Here is a 23,778-nt window from a genome sequence, read left to right as displayed (position 1 = left end):
CGGCCGGGGTGAGTGCTACAGCGTCTGCCCCGCGTGGGTGCCTTCGCGCGCCTCTTCGATCACCTTCGCGTTGAACGCCGGCAGGTCGGTGGGGGTGCGGCTGGAGACCAGGCCCTGGTCGACCACGACTTCCTCATCGACCCAGGTGGCCCCGGCGTTCTGCAGGTCGGTCTTCAGGCTCGGATACGAGGTGAGCGTGCGCCCCTCCACCACGCCGGCCTCGATCAGGATCCAGGCGGCATGGCAGATCGCCGACACCGGCTTGTGCGCGGCGAAGAAGTCCCGGGTGAAGGAGACCGCGTCCTCGTCCATGCGCAGATGATCGGCATTGACGACGCCGCCGGGCAGCACGAGAGCGTCGAAGTCGTCGGCTTTGGCCTCGGCGACGGCCAGGTCGACGTACTGCGAGTGTCCCTTCTTGCCCGTGACGCTTTCGGTGGCGGGGGACACCAGCACGGCGGTGGCCCCGGCATCCGTCACGGCCTGCCAGGGGCTGGACAGTTCGCTGTCTTCGTAGCCATCGGTGAGTAGAAAAGCGATGCGCTTGCCGGAAAGCTCGGTGGTCGTCATGGTTCTCTCCCTGTCATCGGTGTTCACGATCGTGTTCGCCGGCCGGGTGAACCGGACGACCATTCCACGGTAGCCACGAGCCGGCGCGCCTGCAGTGAAACTCACGAAACATTGAGGTTGCACCGGCACCCGAATCGGTATCGCTTGCCGGGCCCGGCCCGACCTGCAGCCCCCTGCAGCCCCCTGCAGCGCCGGGTTGGGACTTTTTGGTCTGCCGCAGGTGGACGTGTCGCCCTAAACTTGAGCTTTACACGGAATGGACACCCCCATGAGTCTCTGGCGCACGAAGAGCATCGAGTCATCGATCGAGGATTCCCTGGAAAAGGGGCACAGTCTTAAACGCACCCTCGGCACCTGGGACCTGATGATCATGGGAGTCGCGGTCGCCGTCGGCGCCGGTATCTTCTCGGTCGGTGCCAAGGCCGCCGGCAGCTACGCCGGACCATCCGTGACGTTCGCCTTCGTGCTCGCCGCCGTCACCTGCGCCCTCGCGATCATGTGTTACGCCGAGTTCGCCTCCGCCGTGCCCGTGGCCGGCTCCGCGTACACCTTCACCTACGCCACCCTGGGCGAGTTGTTGGCCTGGATCATCGGCTGGGACCTGATCCTGGAGATGCTCACCGCCGCGGCCGTGATCGCCAAGTACTGGGGCATCTACCTCAGTAACGTCTTCGCCCTCTGGAACTGGGACATCCCCGCCACCATCAACGTGATCGGGCTCGACGTGAGCTGGGGCGCGTTCGTGATCGTTGCCGTCTTCACCACGCTGTTGGTGCTGGGCACCCAGCTCTCCGCCCGCGTCGCCAGCGTGTTCACCATCATCAAGGTGGCGATCGTGCTCTTCGTCATCGTCGTCGGCGCGTTCTTCATCAACCCGGCCAACTACTCGCCGTTCATCCCCGAGTCGGTGCCCACCACGGATGGCGTCGGCAGCGACGTCTGGACCCAGTCGCTGTTCTCGTTCATGACCGGCGCCGCCCCGGCGCAGTACGGCATCTTCGGCCTGCTCGCCGGCGCCTCCCTGGTGTTCTTCGCCTTCATCGGCTTCGATGTGGTCGCCACCAGCGCCGAAGAGGTCAAGAACCCGCAGAAGACCCTGCCGCGCGGCATCTTCGCCGGCCTGGCCATCGTCACCGTGCTCTATGTCGGTGTCAGCCTCGTACTCACCGGCATGGTGCCGTACACCGTGCTCGCCGATGACCCCAACGCGTCGCTGGCCACCGCCTTCATCGCCGTGGGCGCCGGCTGGGCCGCCCAGGTCATCTCCATCGGCATCCTGGCCGGCCTCACCACGGTGATCATGGTGCTGCTGCTCGGGCTCTCGCGGGTGCTGTTCGCCATGAGCCGCGACGGCCTGCTGCCGCGCTGGCTCAGCGTCACCTCGGAGAAGCGTCGCACGCCGGTGCGCATCCAGATCATCACTGGCGCGGCGGTCGCTCTGATCGCCGGACTCACCGACGTGGGTGTGCTCGAGGAGATGATCAACATCGGCACCCTGTCGGCGTTCGTGCTCGTGAGCATCGCCGTCGTGGTGCTGCGCAAGAAGCGGCCCGACCTCAAGCGCTCCTTCAAGGTGCCGCTGTCGCCGTTCCTGCCGATCCTCTCGGCAGTGCTCTGCTTCTGGCTGATGCTGAACCTCACCACCCTCACCTGGGCGCGTTTCGCGGTCTGGCTGGCCCTCGGCTTCGTCGTCTACTTCGCCTACGGTCGCCGCCACTCCCTGGTGGGCATCAACGCCAAGCTCATCGTCGACGCCACCCGGCGCGAGGAGATCGAACGCGAGGAGCGCTCGCTCAAGGGCAAGTAGCCACACAACTGTTGCTCAAGCGGACTTCTGCGTCCGGTACGCCGGACGCAGAAGTCCGCTTCGGCAACAGAAGCGCGCCGATGCCGTTAGAGCCGATACAGCCGGGCCTCCCACGGCCGGAGCGCCGCGGAACCGTCACCCGGATAGTTGCCCAGCAGCAGCTCGGCACCGGAGATGTCATCCGGCAGCCATTCGCCCTGCACCGTCAGCGGCGCATCCGACACGTTCGCCAGCACCAGCAACGTCACGCCGTCCAGGATGCGGGTGAACGCGTACAGCTGCTCGTGGTCGGGTTCGATCAGCTCGAATGCTCCGAGCGCCACCACCGGGTCGGTGTGCCGCAGCTCGATCAGCCGCTGGTAGAACGCGAACACGCTGCGCGCCGCCGCCCGGTCCGTTGCCACGTTGATGCGCGGAAAATTCGGGTTGGCCGCGAGCCACGGCGTTCCGGTGCTGAACCCGGCGTGGGCCGAGTCGTCCCACTGCATCGGTGTGCGCGCGTTGTCCCGCCCCATGGCGTGCACCCCGGCCAGAACACTCGCCGGCGACTGGTCGAACTGCTCCACGGCCTCCCGGTAGTGGTTGAGCGACTCGATGTCCCGGTAGTGGTCGATGGTGTCGAACGTCACGTTCGTCATGCCGATCTCTTCGCCCTGGTAGATGTAGGGCGTGCCGCGGTGCAGGTGCAGCACCAGCGCCCACAGGGTGGCCGACTCGTACCGGAACTCGGTGTCATTGCCGAACCGCGACACCAGCCGCGGCTGGTCGTGGTTGTTCAGGTAGAGGCTGTTCCAGCCGGTCTCCGCCAGGCCGACCTGCCAGCGGGCCAGGCTCTGCTTCAGCGGCACCAGGCTGCGCGGCAGCGGGTCGAACTTGTGCGTGCCCTGGTCGAGCGAGACATGCTCGAACTGGAAGATCATGTCGACCTCGGCGCGGGCCGCATCCGTGAACAGCACGGCATCCTGAATGCTCACACCGGGCATCTCGCCCACGGTTAGGTGCTCTCCGGTGCGTCCGGCGAACACCGCCCGGTGCATCTCCTGCAGGTACTCGTGGATCTGCGCGCCCATCGGCGAACCACCCCCGGTCGCCGCGGCCGGCCCGCTCACCAGCTCCACCTGCTTGGCGATGAAGTTGATCACGTCCATCCGGAACCCGTCCACGCCGCGGTCCAGCCACCAGTTCATCATCGAGTAGACCGCCTGGCGCACCTCGGGGTTCTCCCAGTTGAGGTCGGGCTGCTGCGTGGCGAACAGGTGCAGGTAATACTCACCGGTGGTCTCATCCAGAGTCCAGGCCGGGCCGCTGAACGCGCTGCCCCAGCCGTTCGGCTCGGCGCCCGCCGCTCCGGGCTGGCGCCACCAGTACCAGTCGCGCTTGGGGTTGTCGATCGACGAGCGCGACTCGACGAACCACGGATGCTCGTCGCTGGTGTGGTTGACCACCAGGTCCATCACGATCTTGATGCCGAGCTCGTGGGCCTCGGCCAGCAGCAGGTCGAATTCGGCCAGGCTGCCGAACACCGGGTCGATGTCCTGGTAGTCGCGGATGTCGTAGCCGTTGTCGTGCTGCGGGGACGGGTAGACCGGCGAGAGCCAGATCGCGTCCACGCCGAGCTCGGCGAGGTAACCGAGCTTGCCGCGCACCCCGCCGAGGTCGCCGACGCCGTCGCCGTTGGAGTCCGCGAAGCTGCGCGGATAGACCTGGTACACCACGGCCGTGGTCCACCACGGCGCCGCGGTGTGCGGGCCGTCCTGGGTGTCGGCGGGGTCGGTGCCGGCGGTGCGGCTGTGCAGATTGGTCACGGGGTCCTCCCTGGCCGGGGCCGGCGCGGGTCAGCGCGGGCGATCCGGTGTCACGCGAATTGGTTTAGCTGCAGAAAAAAGTCGTCCGTCCAATGTAGCGTCCGGTGTTCGGGCGGCACCACTGCGGGGGTGCCTCGGGGTGGTGCGCCAGTCGGTGCGCGGGCGGGGCGGCTATGTCAAGATGAGAGCCAACCCGATTCGGGGGCCAGGAAAGGGCGACCGCGATGTACGGCAGTACCGGGGCCGCGCCATCGATCGGTGACTCCGCGATGGGCCTCGCGCGTGCCGTTCTCATGCACGGCCCGATCTCGCGCAGCGACCTGGGGCGCCGCCTCGGCCTGTCCCCGGCGAGTCTCACCCGGCTGAGCAAGCCGTTGTTCGACAGCGGTCTACTGGTGGAGGTCAGCAACACCCTGATCAGCGGGGTCGGCCGCCCCACCAAGCCGCTGGATGTGCGCCTGGACGGTCGCCGCTACGTCGGGGTCAAGCTCACCGGCGACAGCGCCTTCGGCGTGCTCACCGACCTGCGCGTGAACGAGCTCTCCTCGGCCCACCGCCGGCTCGACGGCACTGACGTGGCCGGGGTGGTGCGGCAGCTGCGCTCGCTGGTGCTCGAACTCGCCGACGGCGCGCCGATCACGGCACTCGGGGTGACCGTCGGCGGCCAGGTCGTCGGCTCACGGGTCGTCGCCCGGGCACCGTTCCTGGCCTGGCGTGACGTGGACCTGGCCTCCGCGCTGGAAGCCGGCCTGGGCATCCCGGTGCTGGTCGAGAATGACGTGGTGGGACTGGCGGCCGCCGAACAGTGGTTCGGGGCGGGCCGGGGCGCCGCCAGCTTCGCCGTGCTCACCATCGGCGTCGGCGTGGGTTACGGCCTGGTGGTCAACGACCGGGTGATCAGCACCCGGGATTCCGGTCTCGGCCTCGGGGGACACGTGCCGTTGGATGCGACCGGGCCGCTCTGCGGCAGCGGACACCGGGGCTGCTCGGACGCCATGCTCACCCAGGGCAGCATCCGGGCGCAGGTGGGCGATGCCCTGGGCCGGCCGGTGGAGTACGACGAGGCGCTCGCGCTGGCCGCGGCGGGGGTGCCCGCCGCACTGTCCGTCGTCCAGGCCTCCGGACGCGCCCTCGGCCGCCTGGTGGCCCTGATCGCCAACATCGCCATGGTCGACACCGTCGTGCTCTCCGGCGAGGGCATCGGGCTGTGGAAGGTGGTGGCGGACGAGATCGTGGCGGCGGCCAACGGGGACCGCGATGCCGAGGCGACGCCGCTGCAGATCACCGTCGACGACAGTGGCACGTCGTCCTGGGCCAGGGGAGCGGCGGCCGTCGCGATCCAGCACACCCTGACCCGGTTCGCCGTCGCGGACTGACCCGGCGGGCCGTCGGGACAAACCGTCGCCCCCACCCCACGCCGGCTCGGGAATAGGATCGGGCCATCCGCCGTTGACACCTATATACATGCAGACGCATTGAGTTTTGGAGGCTGGAAATGCAGTTCGGAATCTTCACGGTCGGGGACCTGACCACCGATCCCACCACGGGTCAGACGCCGACGGAGCACGCCCGCATCAAGGCCATGCTCACCATCGCGCAGAAGGTCGAAGAGGTGGGGCTGGACGTGTTCGCCACCGGCGAGCACCACAACCCGCCGTTCGTACCCTCGTCGCCGACCACGATGCTCGGCTACATCGCCGCCAAGACCGAGCGCATCATCCTCTCCACCGCCACCACGCTGATCACCACCAGTGACCCGGTGAAGATCGCCGAGGACTTCGCGATGCTCCAGCACATCGCCGACGGCCGGGTGGACCTCACCCTGGGCCGCGGCAACACCGGCCCGGTCTACCCCTGGTTCGGCCAGGACATCCGCCAGGGCATCCCGCTGGCGCTGGAGAACTACGCTCTGCTGCGCCGGCTCTGGCGCGAGGACTTCGTCGACTGGGAAGGCCAGTTCCGCACCCCGCTGCAGGGTTTCCAGTCCACCCCGCGCCCGCTCGACGGTGTGGCGCCGTTCGTCTGGCACGGCAGCATCCGCAGCCCCGAGATCGCCGAGCAGGCCGCGTACTACGGCGACGGTTTCTTCTCGAACCACATCTTCTGGCCGGCCTCGCACACCGCGAAGATGGTCAAGTACTACCGCAACCGGTTCGAGCACTACGGCCACGGCACCGCCGCGCAGGCCATGGTGGGGCTCGGCGGCCAGGTGTTCATGAGCAAGAACTCGCAGGATGCCAAGCGTCAGTTCCGGCCGTACTTCGACAACGCACCGGTCTACGGCAACGGCCCGAGCATGGAGGAGTTCACCTCGCAGACCCCGCTCACCGTCGGCAGCCCGCAGGAGGTCATCGACCGCACCCTCGGCTTCCGCGACTATGTCGGCGACTACCAGCGCCAGCTCTGGCTGATGGACCACGCCGGACTGCCGCTGAAGACCGTGCTCGAGCAGCTCGACCTGCTCGGCGAGGAGGTTGTGCCCGTGCTCCGCAAAGAGTTCGCCAAGAACCGTCCGGCCGACGTGCCGGATGGGCCCACCCACGAATCCCTGGTGCTCGCCGCCTCCCGGGCACCGGGGGCCGCCGCATCCGTCGGGCGCACTGACCTCGACACCTCCGCCGCCATCGCCCCGCACCGCCGGGCGACCGGTGCCGCCTTCGGCCTGGCCGGCGCCGGCACGACGGGGGCGCAGCGATGACCGAGCGCACCCTGGCGGTCATCTCCGCCGGGCTCAGCCAGCCGTCATCCACCCGGCTGCTCGCCGACAAGCTGGCCACGGCCACCGTGACGCGGCTGGCCGACGAGGGCGTCAGCACCACGGTGCTGACCTACGAGCTGCGTGACTACGCGCAGGACATCATGAACAACATGCTCACCGGGTTCGCCAACCCGCGGCTGGAAGAGATGATCGAGGCCGTCACCGCGGCCGACGGCCTGATCGCCGTCACCCCGATCTTCACCACCAGCTACAGCGGACTGTTCAAGAGTTTCTTCGATGTGATCGACAACCGCTCCCTCACCGACCAGCCGGTGCTGATCGGCGCGACCGCGGGAACGCCGCGGCACTCGCTGGCGCTCGACTACGCGCTGCGGCCGATGTTCACCTACCTGCACGCCGTGGTGGTGCCCACCTCGGTGTTCGCCGCGTCGGAGGACTGGGGCACCGGTGACGGCGGCCGCGTCGACAGCCGGGTGCAGACCCTGCCGGCCCGGATCGAACGCGCGGCGGGGGAGCTGTCGGCTCTCGTCGCCCGCTCCGACCGCTCCAGCCGGGTGCGCGACCCCTTCGAGCTGCCCGCGGACTTCAACCCCGCCGGGATGTTCCCGCCGCGCTAGCGGTTTTCGCCACCACCCGCGGTCCCGCGGTCGTCTCACTCGAGGCGGCCCCGGGGTCGCTGCGGCGTGTCGTCCGTCCGGACGGGCTGCCGCGGCACGTGCTCTGCTTCGCGGCACGTGTACTGCTTCACGGCCCGTGTAGGAACCCTGGCCGCCGGGACGAAGGCGGGCCGCGGCGGCGAAGGCGGGCCGCGGCGAGAAGTACCCGGCGCCGCAAGCGACAGTGCGCGGCGAGAGCGCCGGGACCTTCTGCTCTGACACGGCCTGGGCCGCGGGGGTCAGACTGGAACACGGTGCGCCGGAGAGAGTGCTTCCGCGAGACGGAAGCCGTGACAACCGCGCAGACAGGTCGTCCCATGGTCGCCGTACGTGCAGACACCGCGTCCCCGGATGCCCGCGCCGTGTTCTTCGCCGCCGCACCCGCAGATGCGACGACCGCGAACGCCCTTCCCGCTGACGCAGCCATGCCGGGAACCCCGGCCGTTGACCTCTCCGTTCGGATCGGCAGCCTCACGCTGCGTACCCCGGTGATGCCGGCCTCCGGCTGCTTCGGCCCGGAACTGGGCGCGCTCATCCCGGTCACCGAACTCGGCGCCACCGTCACCAAGACCGTCTTCGGCTCCGCCCGCGGCGGCAACCCCGTGCACAGGCTCACCGAGATCCCCGCGGGCATGGTCAACAGTGTCGGCATCCCCAGTCGTGGCCCGGCCGGCTACCTGGCCTCGCTGCATCCGCGTTACGCGGCCCTCGAAGTGCCCACCATCATCAGCGTCGGGGGCCACCGGCCGAGCGAGTACGCCCCGGTCGTCGCGGCCCTGGGCGGGAACGGCGCCGCCTTCGAACTGAATGTGTCGTGCCCCAACCTCGACCGGGACGGCACCGACATCGGCTCGGATCCGGCGGCCATCCGTGAGGTGGTCGCCGCCGTTCGCCTCGTCACCGCCAAGCCGATCATCGTGAAGCTGCCGGTGTTGGTCGCCTCGATCGCCGACTGTGCCCGCGCCGCCGAGGAGGCCGGCGCCGACGCCGTCTGCGTGGCCAACTCGATTCCGGCGATGCCGCTGGATGCCCTCACCCGCCGTCCGATTCTCGGCAATGTCATCGGCGGATTGTCCGGGCCGTCGATCAAACCGATCGTGCTGCGCCTGGTCTGGCTGGCCTCCCGGGCGGTGCGGATCCCGGTGATCGCCTGCGGTGGCGTGCAGACCGTTGACGACGCCCTGGACTACTTCTCGGTGGGAGCCAGCGCCGTGCAGGTGGGCACCGCCAGCTTCGCCCGGCCGTTCGCGGCGGTGGAGGTGGCGCGGGGGTTGCGGCAGCGGTGTCAGGACGCCGGGGTCGGCAGTATTCGCGAGTTGCTCGAGTTGGAGGCTGCCCTGTGAACCCGAACCTGTCTTCGGACCGCAACCAGTGGGTTGGGGACGGTCGCAGGCGGGCGACGGCCGAGTACACGGCTGGTCGCGAGGCCGCCGCCCGGGCCCGGGCGTTCGCCGAAGCGGATGCCGCGGCTCTTGACGGGCTCATCTCCGTTCGCCCGCGCCAGGCCGTGCCCCGCCCACAACCGGTCTGGGACGACGCCGAGGTGCTCGTGCACGAGCCGGTGGGGGAGCGCTACCGCCGTTTGGTCGTGGCCAGCAGCACCATCGCCCGCACCGCGCTGGCCGGACAGTTCCTCATGATCACGGTGCCTCCGCACGCCGGCGAAACGATTCTGCTGCCCCGCCCCATGGCCATCCATCGCCGCCGACCGGCGACCGCCGACCGGCCCGGCACCGTGGAAATGATCTACGGCGTCGTGGGCCGCGGCACCCGCGCTCTGGCCGCCGTTCCCGTCGGCGGCACCCTGCAGATCACCGGTCCGCTCGGTCGCGGCTTCGAATTCGACAGCGGCACCCGCTCCGCCCTGCTGATCGGCCGGGGCGTGGGCATCTGCGGCGTGATGGGCGCAGCGGAGGACGCCCGCACGAGGGGCATCCGCACCACCATGGTGCTCAGCGGACGCAGCGCCGAGCAGCTGCTCGGCCGCGCCGACTGCGCCGAACTGGGCGTCGACATCGTCGAGGCCACCGACGACGACGGCTCCAGCGACCTGCTCACGCTGCAGAACAGCCTCCGAGCCCACTTCGACGGTGCCACCCCGGAGCGCACCGCGCCCGACGTGATCATGGTCTGCGGCGCCGGCGTCCTCGCCAGGCTCGCCGCGGAACTCGGCGCGTACTGGGGGGTACTCGTGCAGGCCTCGCTCGAGGCCCACATGGCGTGCGGGCTCGGCTACTGCCACGGTTGTGCCGCCCCGGTGCGCACCGATCCGAGTGTCGAGGGCCCGCTGGTCTGCGCGGACGGGCCGGTCTTCGACGCCCGCATCCCTATCGTTTAACCCCTGCTCTGCTAGGCTTGACGAGGTGGATCTTCGGATCCGCCGGCAGTACCCGGAGCAGACCGGCAGGACGCTGGTCCTCGGTGGTGGTTTCCCAACGCACAGCGCTTGACACAGAGCCTCGTTGGTGAATTTCTACTGGTGGCCAGCAACGTCAGCGCCCAACACATGTTCGGCAGCTAGTCCTGCTGCGTTCCTGCTCCGATGTCCCACTCGCGCGCCACACGGGCAAACGAGTCTAAACAAAGGAGAGAACCCCCATATGGAGGGTCCAGAAATCACGTTCGCCGAGACCGTTATCGACAACGGCAAGTACGGCAAGCGCACCATCCGTTTCGAAACCGGGCGTCTCGCCCAGCAGGCACAGGGCTCCGCCGCTGCCTACATCGACGAAGAGACCATGCTTCTCTCCGCCACGAGCGCCAGCAAGCAGCCGAAGGACAACTTCGACTTCTTCCCGCTGACCATCGATGTCGAAGAGCGCATGTACGCCGCCGGCCGCATCCCGGGCAGCTTCTTCCGCCGCGAAGGTCGCCCGTCGACCGAGGCGATCCTCACCTGCCGTCTGATCGACCGGCCGCTGCGCCCGTCGTTCGTCGACGGACTGCGCAACGAGATCCAGGTTGTCGTGACCGTTCTGGCCATCGCGCCGGACGAGTACTACGACGTCCTGGCCATCAACGCCGCGTCCATGTCGACCCAGATCGCCGGCCTGCCGTTCTCCGGCCCGATCGGTGGCGTCCGCGTCGCCCTCATCCCCGACGACAACGGTTCCGGCCAGTGGGTCGCCTTCCCGAAGCACTCGCAGGTTGAAGAGGCCGTGTTCAGCATGGTCGTCGCCGGCCGCGTTGTGACGGATGCCGATGGCAGCGAAGACGTCGCGATCATGATGATCGAGGCCGAAGCGACCGACAACGCCTGGACCTTGATCCAGGGCGGCGCCATCAAGCCGAACGAAGAGGTCATCGCCGAGGGCATCGAGGCGTCCAAGCCGTTCATCAAGCAGCTCATCGTCGCCCAGCAGCAGGTGGCCGCCGCGGCCTCCAAGCCCACCGGCAACTACCCGCTGTTCCCGCCGTACACCCCGGAGACCTACGACGCCGTCGCAGCCCTGGCCTACGAGGGACTCAAGGACGTCTACGTCATCGCCGACAAGATCGCGCGTCAGGACGCCGACGATGTGCTCAAGGCATCCGTCAAGACCGCCATCGCGGCCAAGGTCGAAGCCGGCGAGCTGCCCGCAACCGCCAACAACCAGGTCGGCGCGGCGTACAAGTCCGTCACCAAGCTCGTCGTGCGCTCCCGCGTGCTCAACGAGGGTGTTCGTATGGACGGACGCGGCCTGGCCGACATCCGCCCGCTCGACGCCGAGGTTGCGGTCATCCCGCGCGTGCACGGTTCCGCTATCTTCCAGCGCGGCGAGACCCAGATCCTGGGTGTCACCACGCTGAACATGCTCAAGCTCGAGCAGACCATCGACTCCCTGAGCCCGGTCACCAAGAAGCGTTACATGCACAACTACAACTTCCCGCCCTACTCCACCGGTGAAACCGGTCGGGTCGGTACGCCGAAGCGTCGCGAGATCGGCCACGGAGCGCTCGCTGAGCGTGCCCTGGTCCCCGTGCTGCCCAGCCGTGAGGAATTCCCGTACGCCATCCGTCAGGTCTCCGAGGCGCTCAGCTCCAACGGATCCACCTCGATGGGTTCCGTCTGCGCCTCCACCCTGTCCATGCTGAACGCCGGAGTGCCGCTGCGCGCCCCGGTCGCCGGCATCGCGATGGGCCTCATCTCCGACACCGTCGACGGCAAGACCCGCTACGCGGCTCTGACCGACATCCTCGGTGCCGAAGACGCCCTCGGCGACATGGACTTCAAGGTTGCCGGCACGAGCGAATTCGTCACCGCGATCCAGCTCGACACCAAGCTCGACGGCATCCCCGCGTCGGTCCTGGCCGGCGCGCTGACGCAGGCGAAGGATGCCCGCACGACGATCCTCGCCGTGCTGAACGCCGCGATCGACAAGCCCGACGAGATGGCACCGACCGCGCCCCGCGTGATCAGCGTGCAGATCCCCGTCGACAAGATCGGCGAGCTCATCGGCCCGAAGGGCAAGATGATCAACTCGATCCAGGACGAGACCGGAGCCGACATCTCGATCGAGGAAGACGGCACCGTGTACATCGGCGCCGTCGATGGTCCCTCGGCCGAGGCCGCTCGCATCATGGTCAACTCCGTCGCGAACCCCACCAACCCCGAGGTTGGCGAGCAGTTCCTCGGAACTGTCGTGAAGATCGCCGCTTTCGGCGCCTTCGTCTCGCTCCTCCCGGGCAAGGACGGCCTGCTGCACATCTCTGAGGTGCGCAAGCTCGCCGGCGGCAAGCGCGTGGAGAACGTCGAAGACGTCCTCGGCGTGGGCCAGAAGGTCCTCGTTGAGATCACCAAGATTGACGACCGTGGCAAGCTTTCGCTCGCCCCGGTCCTCGCCGATGAAGCCGACACGCACGGTCGTGACGCTGCATCCGAGGGACCCGAAGCTCCGGCCGAAGGTTAGTCACTAGTTCTGCCGGCCACCTCTCGCCAGGTGTGCCGGTCAGACGGAAGGCCCGTCCTGCTTCGGCAGGGCGGGCCTTTTCGCGTCTGCAGAATGCAGCTAGCCCGACCTGGGCTGCACGCCCCGCTCCAGCAGGGGAACGATGCGATACGGGATGAGCTCGCCCATCGCGAGGGAGGTCTCGGTGCGTTCGACGCCCTCGCAGGCGAGGATCGTGCGGTCGATCCTGAACAGGTCTTCGGAGTCGGCGCAGGCCACCCGCACCAGCAGGTCCGCTGCGCCGCTCATGCCGTGCGCCTGCACGATCTCGGGGATGCGGCTGAGCTCGGCGATGATCTCGGCGGCGCGCTTCTGCACGATGTGGACCTCGATGAACGCGGTCAGCGGATAGCCGAGCACGGCCGGACTGACCCGGCGATCGAAGTTGAGAAACACCCGGGACTCCTCGAGCCGGCTCATCCGGGCCTGCACGGTGTTTCGGGAGAGCCCGAGCGTGTTGGCGAGCCCCACATAGGTGCTGTCGGGGGTGGCGCACAGCGCACGGAGCAACTCGAGATCGACTCTGTCCAAGTGGTGCATAGTGCCTGACCGTAGCATGCGCGCTGGCCCCTGAATAGGGCACAGTGCACCCCGTGACCCACATTCGCTGCGCGGGCGGGAAGTTCGCACCGATCAGGGTGCGGCACGACGACGATTCGCCCAGGGTTGACCGGGTCGACGCCGCACGGAAGAGTGGTCGGATGGACGACACCCGCCAGACCCTGACTCCCGCTCAAACCCGCTCGGTGCTCTCCGGGGGTGATTTCCTGCATCTGGAGGGAACGCTGTATGCCACCTACCGCACGGCGGATTTCGCCGCGGCCGTGCAGCTGGTGGATGCCGTCGCTGCCGACGCCGATGCCCAGAATCATCACCCAGACGTGAAACTGGGTTACGGGTCCGTGGAGTTCGAGCTGACGAGCCACGATGTGGGTGGTATCACCCAACGGGATCTGCGGCTCGCCTTGCGCATCCAGGAACTCGCCGCGGAGCAGGAGGCGCACGCCACCCGGCTGGTGCCCAGCCGCGCCGACGTGGCCATCGACTGCACCGACGCCGAGGCCGTGCGCCCATTCTGGCGGGTGGGGCTGGGTTATCTGGAGTCCGGTCCCGCGGACGACATCGAACTGCGTGATCCTCGCGGCGGCGGCCCCAAAGTGTGGTTCCAGCACATGGAGATCCAACGCACCGAGCGCAACCGCATCCACCTCGACGTGTACGTGCCCGTCGCCGACTGTGAAGACCGGGTGCAGGACATCATCGACGTCGGGGGAGTGCTGCTCACCGACGAACACGCCCCGGACTGGTGGGTGCTCGCCGACCCGGAGGGCAACGAGCTCTGCGTGTGCAGCTGGGACGCCTGACCGGCGTGGCTCAGGCCGCTTCGCGCGCCAGGGCCTTCTCGATCGCGGCGACGAGCTGTGCCGATTCAGGCTCCACCGTCGACGCGAACCTGTCGACGATCACGCCGTCGCCGTTCACCAGGAACTTCTCGAAGTTCCACTTGATCAGCCCCGGCAGCATGCCCTTCCGGAACGCGGTGAGCTGACTGTACAGCGGATGCTGATTCTTGCCGCGCACATCCACCTTGGCCGTGAGCGGGAAGGTGACCCCGAAGTTGAGCTCGCAGAACTGCTGGATGTCTTCTTCGCTGCCGGGTTCCTCGCCCATGAACTGGTTGCACGGCAACCCGAGCACCACCAGGCCGTCGTCAGCGAAGCGGCGGTAGAGCGCCTCCAGGCCGGCATACTGGGGCGTGAAGCCGCACTTCGATGCCACGTTGACCACGAGAACGGTCTTGCCGGCGAACCGGCCGAACGTGGTCGGGGTGCCGTCGATGAGGGTGAGCGGGACGCCGTACAGCGGTGAGTCGGACATGCCGGAAACACTACTCCCCGACCCTTCGAGAGAGCTCACCGCAGGCCTTTTTTCGGCTAAACGGGGGGTAAAGCCGCACATTTGTGTAACGCTTGCCGCGCGCCCCCGGCGGATTGGCCGGATCGGGTTATTCTCGGCTTTACACGGGTCGGCGCGGCAGCCGCGCTGGTCCGTCCGAGGGGCGGTGAAGGCATGAGAGGCAGCGTGGCGACGGGGCGTGTGTCAACGGGGCAGGTGGCAACGGAGCACGTGGCAACGGAGCAGGTGACACCGGACAGCCTGACGACAGCCGATCTCATCCTGCAAACCCGCCCGGTGGAGGTCCAGCACACCGCTCCGGTTCAGCTGCCCGACCACGACCGCCCAGCCGCCCCGGACATCCGGCGCACCATCGGCGACACCGACCTCACCGTGCACCCGCTGGCGCTGGGCTGCAGCGTCTTCGGCTGGACCACCGACGGCGACACCGCCATGGCGATCCTCGACCGGCACTGGGAACTCGGCGGCAACTTCCTCGACACAGCTGACAGCTACGCCGCCGGCCGCAGCGAGGTGCTGATCGGGTCGTGGATGCGCACCCGTGGTCTGCGCGACGACACCATCGTCTCCACCAAGATCGGCCGCAACCGCGACAACCCCGGTCTCTCGCCGCGCAGCATCGTCGGCGCGGTGCACGCCTCCCTCGAGCGGCTCGGCACCGACCACATCGACCTTCTGCACTTCCACTACGACGACCTCGACGTGCCGCTGGAGGAGAGCCTCGGCGCCATGGAGATGCTTATCGCCAACGGCACCGTGCGGCACCTCGCGGCGTCCAACTTCACGGCGGAGCGTCTGATGGAGGCCCGCGTCCTCGCCGCCAACGGCCTGCCCAGGTTCGTGGCCCTGGAGACCCCGTACAACCTGATGAACCGGGTCTCGTTCGAATCGTCGCTGGCCCTGGTCAGCCGGGCGCAGGGTGTCGCGGTGATGCCGTACTTCGCCCTCGCGCACGGCTTCCTCACCGGCAAGTACCACTCCAAGGCCGACCTCACCGACACCATCAGGGCCGGCCGCGCCTCGGCCTACCTCAACCGGGCCGGCCTCAAGGTGCTGGGCGTGCTCGAACGCATCGCGGAGGACCACGGAGTGGCGCCGTCGACGATCGCGCTGGCCTGGCTGCTGGCCAAGGACGGTGTCGTGGCCCCGGTCGCCAGCGCGAGCCGGCCGGAACAGGTGGATGCCCTGGTCGCCGCGGCCGCCGTGCGGCTGGGCCGTGCCGACACGGTCGACCTCGACAAGGTGTCGGCCTGACCGGCGGCCAGGCCCGCCGCGTCCAGCGGGGCCCGGTCCCGGCGGTGTCGTAAGGTTGAGGGGATATGAACGGTGCCGTGGAATTTCCCCTTGACCTGACCGAACTCTCGTTTCGGGCCGCTGGTGAGTCCCTCGTCAGGCGCACCGTCCTCCCCAGCGGGGTGCGCATCGTCACCGAACAGGTGCCGGGCAGCCGCAGCCTCACCATCGGCTACTGGGTGGCCGTGGGATCCCGCGACGAACAGCCCGGCCACTTCGGCTCCACGCACTTCCTCGAGCACCTGCTGTTCAAGGGAACCGCAGAGCGTTCGGCGCTGGACATCGCCATCGCGTTCGACGCCGTCGGTGGCGAACACAACGCCATGACGGCCAAGGAATACACCTGCTACTACGCCAAGGTGCAGGACCGCGACCTCCACATGGCCGTGGAGGTGCTCACCGACATGATCACGTCGTCGCTGCTGGACCCCGCGGAGTTCGAAACCGAGCGCGGCGTCATCCTCGAGGAACTCGCGATGGCCGACGACGACCCGGCCGACGTCGCCAACGAACGCTTCTTCCAGGCCGTCATGGGCGCGCACCCGTTGGGCCGACCCATCGGCGGCAGCCCGGACACCATCCGCGCCGCGACCCGAGACGCCGTCTGGGAGCACTACCGGGCCAACTACCGCCCGCAAGACCTTGTCGTGACCGTTGCCGGCGCCGTCGACCACGACGTGCTCGTGGCCGCCGTCACCCGGTCGTTGCTGCAGGCCGGTTGGGACCTGGGCGAGTACGCCGCACCGGTGGGACGCCGCTCCGGCGCCGCCGCGGTGATCAGCCAGGGCCAGCCCATCAGCGTGGTGCACCGTCCGCTCGAGCAGGCCAACCTGTTGATCGGCGTGCCGGGCCTCGTGGCCGCCGACGACCGCCGCGTGGCGATGAATGTGCTCACCTCCATCTTCGGCGGCGGCATGTCGTCGCGCCTGTTCCAGGAGGTGCGCGAAAAGCGCGGCCTGGCCTACTCCGTCTACTCGTTCGCGCCCGGCTACTCGGATGCCGGCATCTTCGGCATGTACGCCGGCTGCACCCCGGCCAAGGCCGGGCAGGTCACCGAGATCATGCTCGACGAGCTGCACCGCCTCGCCGAGCACGGGGTGACCGCCGACGAGATGAAGCGGGCCTCCGGTCAGCTCTCCGGCGCATCCGCCCTGGCCCTCGAAGACTCCGACACCCGGATGTCCAGGCTCGGCCGCTCCGAGATCACGCTGGGCGAGTTCGTCGACCTCGACGAGGCCCTGCGGCGCCTCGCGCTGGTCACCGCGGACGATGTGCAGCAGCTGGCGGCCGACATGGTCTCCCGGCCGTTCTCCGTGGCCGCCGTCGGCGCCCTCGAGGAGGACGCCTTCGACGCCGTGCTGTCCCGCCGGGCGGCGCCCCTCCCGCCGAACTGATCGGTTCACGGCGAGCCCCGTTCGACTTCCTACGACATCAACCGAAAGGGCGATGATGCCCCAGTACCTCTACCTCGTGCGACACGGTGAACAGCAGGATGCCGAATACGGCCTGCCGGACGGCCCGCTGTCACCGCGGGGCAAGCGTCAGGCGCACCTCATCGCCGAACGCCTGGGCGGGGTGCCGTTCACCGGCGCCTGGCATTCGCCGCTGCAACGCGCCGCGGAGACGGCGGCCATCATCGCCGACCGGCTGCCGTCGCTCACCTCGGAGCCGTCGCCGTTGTTGTTCGACTGCGTTCCCTCCGGCCGGGCGCCGGAGATGCCCAAGGCATACGCACCGTTCTTCAACTCCGTCAGCGAGGAATCCATCGAGGCCGGCGCCGCACAGATGGAAGACGCCGTCGCCGAGTTCCTGCACCCGCATCGCGGCCCCAGACACGACCTGCTGATCACCCACAACTTCGTGATCGCCTGGTTCGTCCGCGAGGTGCTCGGCGCCCCGGACTGGCGCTGGATCAGCATCAACCAGGCCAACTGCGGCCTCACCGTGCTGCAGCAGAAGCCCGGCCGGCCGTGGTCGCTGGTCACCCACAACGACCTCGGCCACCTGCCGGTGGAGCTGCGCACCGGCCTGCCGGACCCGCTGTTGTTCTAGCGGCGAGGCGGCAACCCGCCTCCGTCGAGGATCTTCCACAAGGAATCCTTGCGGCGGATCTTCTCGGCGGCATCGAATTCGAGCAGGTCGACGCCGCGCACGTCGAGTCGCTGGCCGGACACTGACGTGCCGGTCAGCGTCCATTCGGAGACACCGAGCTCATCACCGCACACCCCGTGCCGGTCGTCGCCATAGTGCACGTCCGGGATGCCCTCGAACCGGCTGGCGGGCCCCGCCCGCACGTCCGCCAACAACCCTGCCAGCGTGTCGCGTGTGACCGTCATCTCGACCGACCTCCTCCTGCCGCGCATCCGCGCCGCCTGCTGTGAGAGTAGCCAGCACTGACGGGTCAGGGGGTCGGGGCGAGCACCTTCCGGTACCAGTTCGTGGCGTTCGGGTTGTCGTTGTATGGCGGCACATCCTGATACCCGGAGCGCTGGTACAGCGCCCCGGCCGCCTCGAGGCTCGAGTTCGTGTCGAGCACCAGCTCGGTGGCCCCGAACGCCCTGGCCCGGGTTTCGAGTTCGGCGAGCAGCAGGGTGCCCCAGCCGCGGCCGCGCACCTCCGGTTGCAACCAGAGGTGTTTCGCCTCGAACCGCACCGCACCATCCGCGCCGTCGTCGATGCGACGGATACCGCCGCAGCCCACGAAGGTGCGTGACCCCGGCGTCTCGCTCACGAGCAGGAACTGGCCGCGCGGCGGGACGAACTGTTCGGGAGTCGGGAACGTGGTGCGGTAGCCGCCGGCGGAGGGGAACGTGGACGCACGATCGCTGAAGTACTGGGTGAGCAGGGTGATGGACCCCGCATCCGTGACGGAGACCGCGGTGAATTCAGGCATGCCCCTAGGGTACGTGCCCCGGTGCCGGGGGCAACCGCCCCGGTTGGTAGATTGGCAGTATGACAACACGGGTGGCCATCGTCGGCGCAACGGGCAAGATGGGCCGCCTGGTCGGCGGTCTGGTCGAGAATACGCCGGGTTACGATGTGGTCGCCCGGCTCGATTCCACCAGCGCCCTGTCCGAGATGCTCGGCGCGGATGTGGCGATCGACCTCACCGTTCCGGCGGTCAGCCAGGGCGTGGTCGACTTCGCCATCGACAACGGCATCCGGGTGCTTGTCGGCACCTCGGGCTGGTCCCAGCCCCGCATCGACGCGCTCGGCCACAAACTCAAGGGCCGCACGGATGTCGGCGCCGTGATCATCCCCAATTTCTCACTCGGCTCGGTGCTCGGCACGGCCTTCGCGGCCCTCGCCGCCCGATTCTTCGACTCCATCGAGATCGTCGAGGCGCACCAGGCCGGCAAGGTCGACTCCCCGTCGGGAACCGCCGTGCGCACCGCCGAACTGATGGCCGCCGCCCGCGCCGGCCTCGGCCCGGTCTCCGCGCCGCACGTCGACCAGCGTGCCCGCGGCCAGCAGGTCGCCACGGTGCCGGTGCACAGCCTGCGCCTGGCCGGCGTGCTGGCCCGCCAGGACGTGATCTTCGGCGGCTCGGGGGAGACCCTCACTATCACGCACAACACGCTCTCCGCCGAGGCCTACGAGCGCGGCATCCTGGTGGCCCTGGCCGCCGCCCGCGACTGCGTCGGGGTGACCGTCGGACTCGACCAGCTCATCGACCTGGGGCTCACCGATGCGGTGCTCGAGCCCGCCGCGGCGTCCGCCGGGTCGCCGGACGAGCCGCCTGCTGGGCCACCGCCGGGCCCCGAGGATGCCGAAATGGAGCCCGGCGAATGAAGGGCCGCATCGCCGTCGTCGTGATGGCACTCCTGCTCGTGTTCTACCTGGTGCTCGTCGGCTGGCGCGCGGTGCTCTTCGTGCAGAGCGGTGACCCTGTCGGCATCCTCATCGGCGTTGCGCTCATCGTGCTGCCGCTGATCGGAGCGTGGGCGCTCGTGCGCGAGATCAGCTTCGGCATCCGGTGCGAACGCCTGGTCAAGCAGCTTGACGCCGAGGGTGCCCTGCCGGTCAACGACCTGCCCAGCCGCCCGAGCGGCCGGCCGTACCGCGAGGCTGCCGACGCGCAGTTCCCGCAGTATCAAGAGGCCGTGGATGCCGCGCCGCAGGATTGGCGGGCCTGGTTCCGCCTCGGCCTGGCCTACGACGCGTCGGGCGACCGGCGCCGCGCGCGCTCGGCGCTTCGCACCGCGATGGCCCTGGAGAAGTCCGCGGCCTGAGCCCGGCGCATTCGCCGTCATGCGGGTGCAGCGCCGTCATGCGGGTGCCGCGCCGTTATGCGGGTGGCATGCCACCCGCATAATGGCGCCTTACCCGCATGCCTCGAGTCGCCCACCTCGCGCCCACCTCGCGCCCACCTCGCGCGCACCTCGCGCGCACCTCGCGCCCAGATCGCGCCCGGCCTGCTCCGCGCCGCACCGGCCCGCTCAGCGCCCGTCCAGCCGGGGGCGCCCCGGGGTGAGGCCCAGGTGCGCCAGCCGCGCCGACAACCGCGGCGCGCTCATCCCGGTGGCGTGGTCCCAGCGAACGAAGCCGAGCACCTGCAGCCGAATGGCATCCTCGCGGAGCTTCTCCTCGTACACCACCTCTGTCGGGGTGCGTCCGGCGCGCAGCACGGGATCGAAGTACTTCACTCGACCGTCGCTCTCGCCCACACCCCGCACGCCCCGCCAGAAGAAGTCTGAAAAGACGGTGCGGTCCTCGATCACGAACGGATGCTGCAACTCAGGTTCGGGAAGTCCGGCCAGCGCGATCGTCACCCGACTGCCGGATTCGTCGGGAGAGCCCGAGAGCGGCGTGGCAAAGTCGATCACCGTGCGCGCCCGCACCGAACCGCGGAACGGCAACATCCGGTGCCAGGTTTCGAGCAGGGTCACCCGGTCCGTGAGCGGCGGGATGCGACCGGTCCGATCCACCGCCAGAGCCCGATCGGCCGCGGCGACCGCCGACCGGAGGTCCACAATCGTCGCGAGCTCGATCACCGTACGGGCTACCGAGGTGACCAGCACTCCGTCTTTCAGCTCCACATCGCGAGCGTCGAAGCCCACCGTGTGCTTGCGGATGCCCGGGTCCGAGCGGCCGCCGGCTGCACGCGGGCCCAGGAAGTGCACCTCATCGGGCCACGGTGCCTGCAGCGGTAGCTGCCACAGCACCGCGGCCGACTGGTGGGAGAGCGGCAGCGCGCCTCGTCGGGCCAGCGCCGCCGCCCGCACTCTCAGTGCATACCGCTGGTCACGGTCGAGGCCGGCCCAGACGCCTGCTGGGCAGTACTGGCCCCAGCCGATGCGGTGCAGGTAACCGCGCTCGGCACCGCGACGCAGCCGAAGATCGGCGCCGAGGGCTCGCCGATAGTCGGCGGCCAGGAGCACCTCGGGTGGGAAGGACGGGTGTTCTCGACGATCGGTCATCCAGCGAGTGTCGGCGCCGGGTGCCGCGGCCACGGCGCTCGAACCGTGGTCGTTCACAACATCGGGCCGGCGCCCCTGTGGAGGACTGCCCAGCCATCGCGTCGGGCTGGCCCTTCGAATGCGTAATGCGGGTCACGCGCCGTTATGCGGGTGGCACGCCACCCGCATAACGGCGCCTACCCCGCATAACGAGATCGCGCCACCCAAACGACTAGCGCAGCATCCAGGTGACGGCTTCGGCGGCCGTACGGTGGGTGAAACGGAACCCGTCGGCCTGCAGCTTCGCCGAGCTCACCCGCTGGTCGGCGAGCAACAGCTGCCTGGCGGCATCCTGCAGCGCCAGGGTCAGCACGAACTCCGGCACCGGAAGGAAGAACGGCCGGCGCAGCGCCGAGGCCACGGCCCGGATCACTTCGTTGGCCGTCGCCGGGGTGGGGCCGGTGAGGTTCACCGGGCCGCTCAGCTCCGAGGTGAGCAGGTGCACGATCGCGGCGGCTTCGTCGTGCAGGCTCACCCACGGCCAGATCTGGCTGCCACGGCCGAGCGGACCGCCGAGGCCGAGCCGCACGATCGGCATCAGGGGCTTCAGCGCGCCGCCCTTGGCGAGTACCAAGCCGGTACGCAGCAGCACCACCCGGGTGCCCTCAGGGGCCAGCCGGGCCTCCGCTTCCCAGGTCGTGACGACGGTGGAGAGGAAGTCGGAGCCCGGGGCGGACTCCTCGGTGAGCTCCTCGCCGGGCCGGTTGCCGTAGATCCCCACGGCGGACGCGTTCAGCAGCACCGTCGGCGGCGTGCCGGCCCGGCGCATGGCGTCGGTGAGGGTACGAGCTGCCTGCACCCGCGATTCCATGATCTGGCGGCGGTAGGACTTGGTCCAGGGCAACCGCCCGATCGACGCGCCGGACAGGTTGATCACCGCATCCACGCCGTCCAGCACGGTGGGATCCAGGGTCAGTGTCGCCGGGTCCCAGCGCACCTCAGACCTGGATCGCGCGGGGCGTCGCACCAGACGCAGCACGGTGTGCCCGGCCGTTTCCAGCTGGCGGGTCAGTTCGGTGCCGATGAGCCCGGAGGCTCCGGAGATGAGTACGCGCACCGCTCAGGCCAATTCGGCTTCGATGGTGATCGGGATGCCGGTCAGCGCTTGCGAGATCGGGCAGTTCACCTTCGCGTCCTGCGCGAACGCCTCGAATTCCGCCTCGGTGACACCGGGAACGTTGGCACTGACGAGCAGGTGGCTGCCGGTGACACCGGTGCCGGCCACGAACGTGACCGCCGCAGTGGTCTGGATGCTCGTGGGGGTGTGCCCGGCGTCGGCCAGGATCAGGGCCAGAGCCATCGAGAAGCAGGATGCGTGCGCCGCGCCCAGCAGCTCTTCCGGATTGGTCGTGTTGGCGGTGCCCTCGGCCCGGGCCTTCCAGTTCACCGGGAACGACCCGCCGTGCGAGGAATCGAGCGTGACGGTGCCGGAACCCGTCGTCAGGTCTCCGGTCCATACGGTGGTTGCTTCGCTGGTCAGGGCCATGGTGATACCTCCTGGAAGTGGAGCACCAGCCTATCCGCCGGGCCTGAACCGTTCACAGGGAATCCTCGGACGACGGGCAGGTTCGCCAGACCCGCCGGTCAGGGCGCCGCCGGGCTGCGCCCGAGGACGCCGGCCCGCACCAGCAGGAGGTACAGCTGGCAGCCCAGGCAGTAGTCGAAGGCCGCGTTCAGGAAGGCCGCCACGAACGCGGCCGCCGCCGCGAGGGGCACGGCCACGACCACTCCGGCCAGGCCGAGCAGCACCCCGGTCAGGGCGACCAGCAGGCCGACACCCTGGGCGAAGGTGGGCGGCGCCGGGTCTTCGAGTTCGGCCGGCGGGCCGAGCCGCGGGCGCACGAGGGCCTTGTAGAGCCACCCGTACGGATGCCGGGCGGCCCCGGCGATCGTGCCCCAGGCGAACACTGCGGTCTGCACGGCGAGCAGCGCCAGGGCGGCGTCGGAGGCTCCGACAAGGGCGAGGAAGATCACCGCCAGCAGCACGACGGCGGTGACGGCCGCGCCGAACCGGGGACCGCGCGGGTCGATGCCCGTCCGCTTCCCGGCAGCGGCAGCAGTCGTCGCGGATTCTGGCTGGCTCATCGGGACTCCTGAACGCTTCGGGCAAGGTCATCGAGGTGCGCGTGCAGGGCGGCCCGGTTCGGCACACCGCCCACCCGGGCGCGCACCCGGCCGGCCCTGTCGAGCACCAGTGTGGTGGGCGTCTGCAGCACCCTGAACCGCCGGGCGAGGTCGGCGCGATGGGTGAGGTCCACCTCCACGTGCCGCACGCCGGTGCGGGCATCCGCCACCTGGCCCAGCAGCACGCTGGTGCCGGGGCAGCGGGCGCAGAACTCGGTGGAGAACTGCAGCAGCGTCGCCTCGGCGCCGAAAACCCTCGGAGTGTTCGACACGGACAGGCCCAGCTGCGCGGCCGTGACGGCATCCGCCGAGTCGGTCGAGCTCGTGAGCCGGCCCTGCCGACGGCGCCAGACCAGTCCCAGCGCGGTGGTCAGCGCGACCAGCAGCACCAGAACGAGCAGGGCGGCGGCGGGGTTCATGCAGGCGAGGTTACGCCGCGGCCGGCCTCAGACCCCTCGTATGACGGCAGATGACGCGCGCGAGGGCAGGCGTGGAGGCGC

The 23,778-nt window shown here is 69.2% G+C and carries 24 protein-coding genes; 13 read left to right on the top strand and 11 right to left on the bottom strand.

Features of this window, described 5'->3' with window-relative positions; genetic code table 11:
* Window positions 1-15: 15 nt before the first annotated feature.
* A complete protein-coding gene (locus RCH12_RS05140; protein ID WP_327016236.1) occupies window positions 16-570 on the bottom strand; it encodes a type 1 glutamine amidotransferase domain-containing protein in 555 nt (184 codons plus the stop codon).
* A gap of 268 nt (window positions 571-838) precedes the next feature.
* On the opposite strand from RCH12_RS05140, the gene RCH12_RS05135 reads away from it, so the two are divergent.
* Complete coding sequence (locus RCH12_RS05135) at window positions 839-2,377, top strand: amino acid permease (protein ID WP_327016235.1); 1,539 nt, start codon at window positions 839-841, stop codon at window positions 2,375-2,377.
* Window positions 2,378-2,463: 86 nt separating this feature from the next.
* On the opposite strand, the gene RCH12_RS05130 is transcribed toward RCH12_RS05135, so the two are convergent.
* A complete protein-coding gene (locus RCH12_RS05130) occupies window positions 2,464-4,173 on the bottom strand; it encodes a glycoside hydrolase family 13 protein (RefSeq protein ID WP_327016268.1) in 1,710 nt (569 codons plus the stop codon).
* 233 nt (window positions 4,174-4,406) lie between these two features.
* Between RCH12_RS05130 and RCH12_RS05125 the strand changes: the two genes are divergently transcribed.
* The 6 genes from RCH12_RS05125 (at window position 4,407) to RCH12_RS05100 (ending at window position 12,446) form a co-directional block, all read left to right on the top strand.
* Entirely contained in the window at window positions 4,407-5,558 is a 1,152-nt protein-coding gene (locus RCH12_RS05125; RefSeq protein ID WP_327016234.1) for an ROK family transcriptional regulator, read from the top strand.
* A 119-nt stretch (window positions 5,559-5,677) separates the two neighbouring features.
* Window positions 5,678-6,880 carry an LLM class flavin-dependent oxidoreductase gene (locus tag RCH12_RS05120; protein ID WP_327016233.1) on the top strand — a complete coding sequence of 401 codons (1,203 nt, stop codon included), beginning with the start codon at window positions 5,678-5,680 and terminating at the stop codon, window positions 6,878-6,880.
* On the top strand, window positions 6,877-7,518 hold the full coding sequence (locus RCH12_RS05115) for an FMN reductase (RefSeq protein ID WP_327016232.1): 642 nt from the start codon (window positions 6,877-6,879) through the stop codon (window positions 7,516-7,518). The genes RCH12_RS05120 and RCH12_RS05115 overlap by 4 nt, the downstream gene beginning before the upstream one ends.
* Window positions 7,519-7,874: 356 nt before the next feature.
* On the top strand, window positions 7,875-8,900 hold the full coding sequence (locus RCH12_RS05110) for a dihydroorotate dehydrogenase (RefSeq protein ID WP_327016231.1): 1,026 nt from the start codon (window positions 7,875-7,877) through the stop codon (window positions 8,898-8,900).
* Window positions 8,897-9,895 carry an iron-sulfur cluster-binding protein gene (locus tag RCH12_RS05105; protein WP_327016230.1) on the top strand — a complete coding sequence of 333 codons (999 nt, stop codon included), beginning with the start codon at window positions 8,897-8,899 and terminating at the stop codon, window positions 9,893-9,895. Before RCH12_RS05110 ends, RCH12_RS05105 begins: the two co-directional genes overlap by 4 nt.
* 262 nt (window positions 9,896-10,157) lie before the next feature.
* Entirely contained in the window at window positions 10,158-12,446 is a 2,289-nt protein-coding gene (locus tag RCH12_RS05100; RefSeq protein ID WP_103431275.1) for a polyribonucleotide nucleotidyltransferase, read from the top strand.
* A 99-nt stretch (window positions 12,447-12,545) separates the two neighbouring features.
* On the opposite strand, the gene RCH12_RS05095 is transcribed toward RCH12_RS05100, so the two are convergent.
* On the bottom strand, window positions 12,546-13,025 hold the full coding sequence (locus RCH12_RS05095; RefSeq protein WP_103431276.1) for an Lrp/AsnC family transcriptional regulator: 480 nt from the start codon (window positions 13,023-13,025) through the stop codon (window positions 12,546-12,548).
* A gap of 161 nt (window positions 13,026-13,186) precedes the next feature.
* On the opposite strand from RCH12_RS05095, the gene RCH12_RS05090 reads away from it, so the two are divergent.
* A complete protein-coding gene (locus tag RCH12_RS05090; RefSeq protein WP_103431277.1) occupies window positions 13,187-13,849 on the top strand; it encodes a VOC family protein in 663 nt (220 codons plus the stop codon).
* A gap of 10 nt (window positions 13,850-13,859) precedes the next feature.
* Here RCH12_RS05090 and RCH12_RS05085 read toward each other — a convergent pair whose 3' ends face one another.
* On the bottom strand, window positions 13,860-14,363 hold the full coding sequence (locus RCH12_RS05085) for a glutathione peroxidase (RefSeq protein ID WP_088455704.1): 504 nt from the start codon (window positions 14,361-14,363) through the stop codon (window positions 13,860-13,862).
* Window positions 14,364-14,612: 249 nt separating this feature from the next.
* On the opposite strand from RCH12_RS05085, the gene RCH12_RS05080 reads away from it, so the two are divergent.
* The 3 genes from RCH12_RS05080 (at window position 14,613) to RCH12_RS05070 (ending at window position 17,747) form a co-directional block, all read left to right on the top strand.
* The gene (locus tag RCH12_RS05080; protein WP_327016229.1) at window positions 14,613-15,656 is read left to right on the top strand and encodes an aldo/keto reductase; all 1,044 of its coding nucleotides are present in this window, start codon (window positions 14,613-14,615) and stop codon (window positions 15,654-15,656) included.
* Window positions 15,657-15,721: 65 nt separating this feature from the next.
* On the top strand, window positions 15,722-17,089 hold the full coding sequence (locus RCH12_RS05075) for a M16 family metallopeptidase (RefSeq protein WP_088455706.1): 1,368 nt from the start codon (window positions 15,722-15,724) through the stop codon (window positions 17,087-17,089).
* A gap of 55 nt (window positions 17,090-17,144) precedes the next feature.
* Window positions 17,145-17,747, top strand: a complete 603-nt coding sequence (locus RCH12_RS05070; RefSeq protein WP_103431292.1) for a histidine phosphatase family protein — start codon at window positions 17,145-17,147, stop codon at window positions 17,745-17,747.
* Here the strand turns inward: RCH12_RS05070 and RCH12_RS05065 are convergent.
* Together RCH12_RS05065 and RCH12_RS05060 are read right to left on the bottom strand one after the other, a co-directional pair.
* Window positions 17,744-18,031: a hypothetical protein gene (locus tag RCH12_RS05065; RefSeq protein ID WP_327016228.1), complete on the bottom strand. Its 288-nt coding sequence runs from the start codon at window positions 18,029-18,031 to the stop codon at window positions 17,744-17,746. The two genes, RCH12_RS05070 and RCH12_RS05065, sit on opposite strands and share 4 nt — an antisense overlap.
* A gap of 65 nt (window positions 18,032-18,096) precedes the next feature.
* Complete coding sequence (locus RCH12_RS05060; RefSeq protein WP_103431281.1) at window positions 18,097-18,588, bottom strand: GNAT family N-acetyltransferase; 492 nt, start codon at window positions 18,586-18,588, stop codon at window positions 18,097-18,099.
* 59 nt (window positions 18,589-18,647) lie between these two features.
* Between RCH12_RS05060 and dapB the strand changes: the two genes are divergently transcribed.
* Together dapB and RCH12_RS05050 are read left to right on the top strand one after the other, a co-directional pair.
* A complete protein-coding gene (gene dapB / locus RCH12_RS05055) occupies window positions 18,648-19,487 on the top strand; it encodes a 4-hydroxy-tetrahydrodipicolinate reductase (protein WP_327016227.1) in 840 nt (279 codons plus the stop codon).
* Entirely contained in the window at window positions 19,484-19,927 is a 444-nt protein-coding gene (locus RCH12_RS05050; protein ID WP_088455710.1) for a tetratricopeptide repeat protein, read from the top strand. The genes dapB and RCH12_RS05050 overlap by 4 nt, the downstream gene beginning before the upstream one ends.
* A 207-nt stretch (window positions 19,928-20,134) precedes the next feature.
* Here the strand turns inward: RCH12_RS05050 and RCH12_RS05045 are convergent, their stop codons facing one another.
* The 5 genes from RCH12_RS05045 to RCH12_RS05025 all read right to left on the bottom strand — a co-directional run bounded on the left by RCH12_RS05045 (window position 20,135) and on the right by RCH12_RS05025 (window position 23,697).
* On the bottom strand, window positions 20,135-21,115 hold the full coding sequence (locus RCH12_RS05045; RefSeq protein ID WP_327016226.1) for a hypothetical protein: 981 nt from the start codon (window positions 21,113-21,115) through the stop codon (window positions 20,135-20,137).
* Between the two features lie 211 nt (window positions 21,116-21,326).
* Entirely contained in the window at window positions 21,327-22,211 is an 885-nt protein-coding gene (locus tag RCH12_RS05040; protein ID WP_327016225.1) for a TIGR01777 family oxidoreductase, read from the bottom strand.
* 3 nt (window positions 22,212-22,214) lie between these two features.
* The gene (locus RCH12_RS05035; RefSeq protein WP_088455713.1) at window positions 22,215-22,640 is read right to left on the bottom strand and encodes an OsmC family peroxiredoxin; all 426 of its coding nucleotides are present in this window, start codon (window positions 22,638-22,640) and stop codon (window positions 22,215-22,217) included.
* Between the two features lie 98 nt (window positions 22,641-22,738).
* Window positions 22,739-23,239 (bottom strand): DUF4395 domain-containing protein, encoded by a 501-nt coding sequence (locus tag RCH12_RS05030; protein ID WP_327016224.1) that lies wholly within the window; start codon window positions 23,237-23,239, stop codon window positions 22,739-22,741.
* On the bottom strand, window positions 23,236-23,697 hold the full coding sequence (locus tag RCH12_RS05025) for a TlpA family protein disulfide reductase (RefSeq protein WP_327016223.1): 462 nt from the start codon (window positions 23,695-23,697) through the stop codon (window positions 23,236-23,238). Before RCH12_RS05025 ends, RCH12_RS05030 begins: the two co-directional genes overlap by 4 nt.
* Window positions 23,698-23,778 lie beyond the last annotated feature (81 nt).

Origin of the sequence: Cryobacterium sp. MP_3.1, assembly GCF_035984795.1 — a bacterium.
GTDB classification, from domain to species: Bacteria; Actinomycetota; Actinomycetes; order Actinomycetales; family Microbacteriaceae; genus Cryobacterium; species Cryobacterium zongtaii.
Note: the sequence above shows the minus strand (reverse complement) of the source record. Positions and strands in the feature narration are given on the sequence as shown.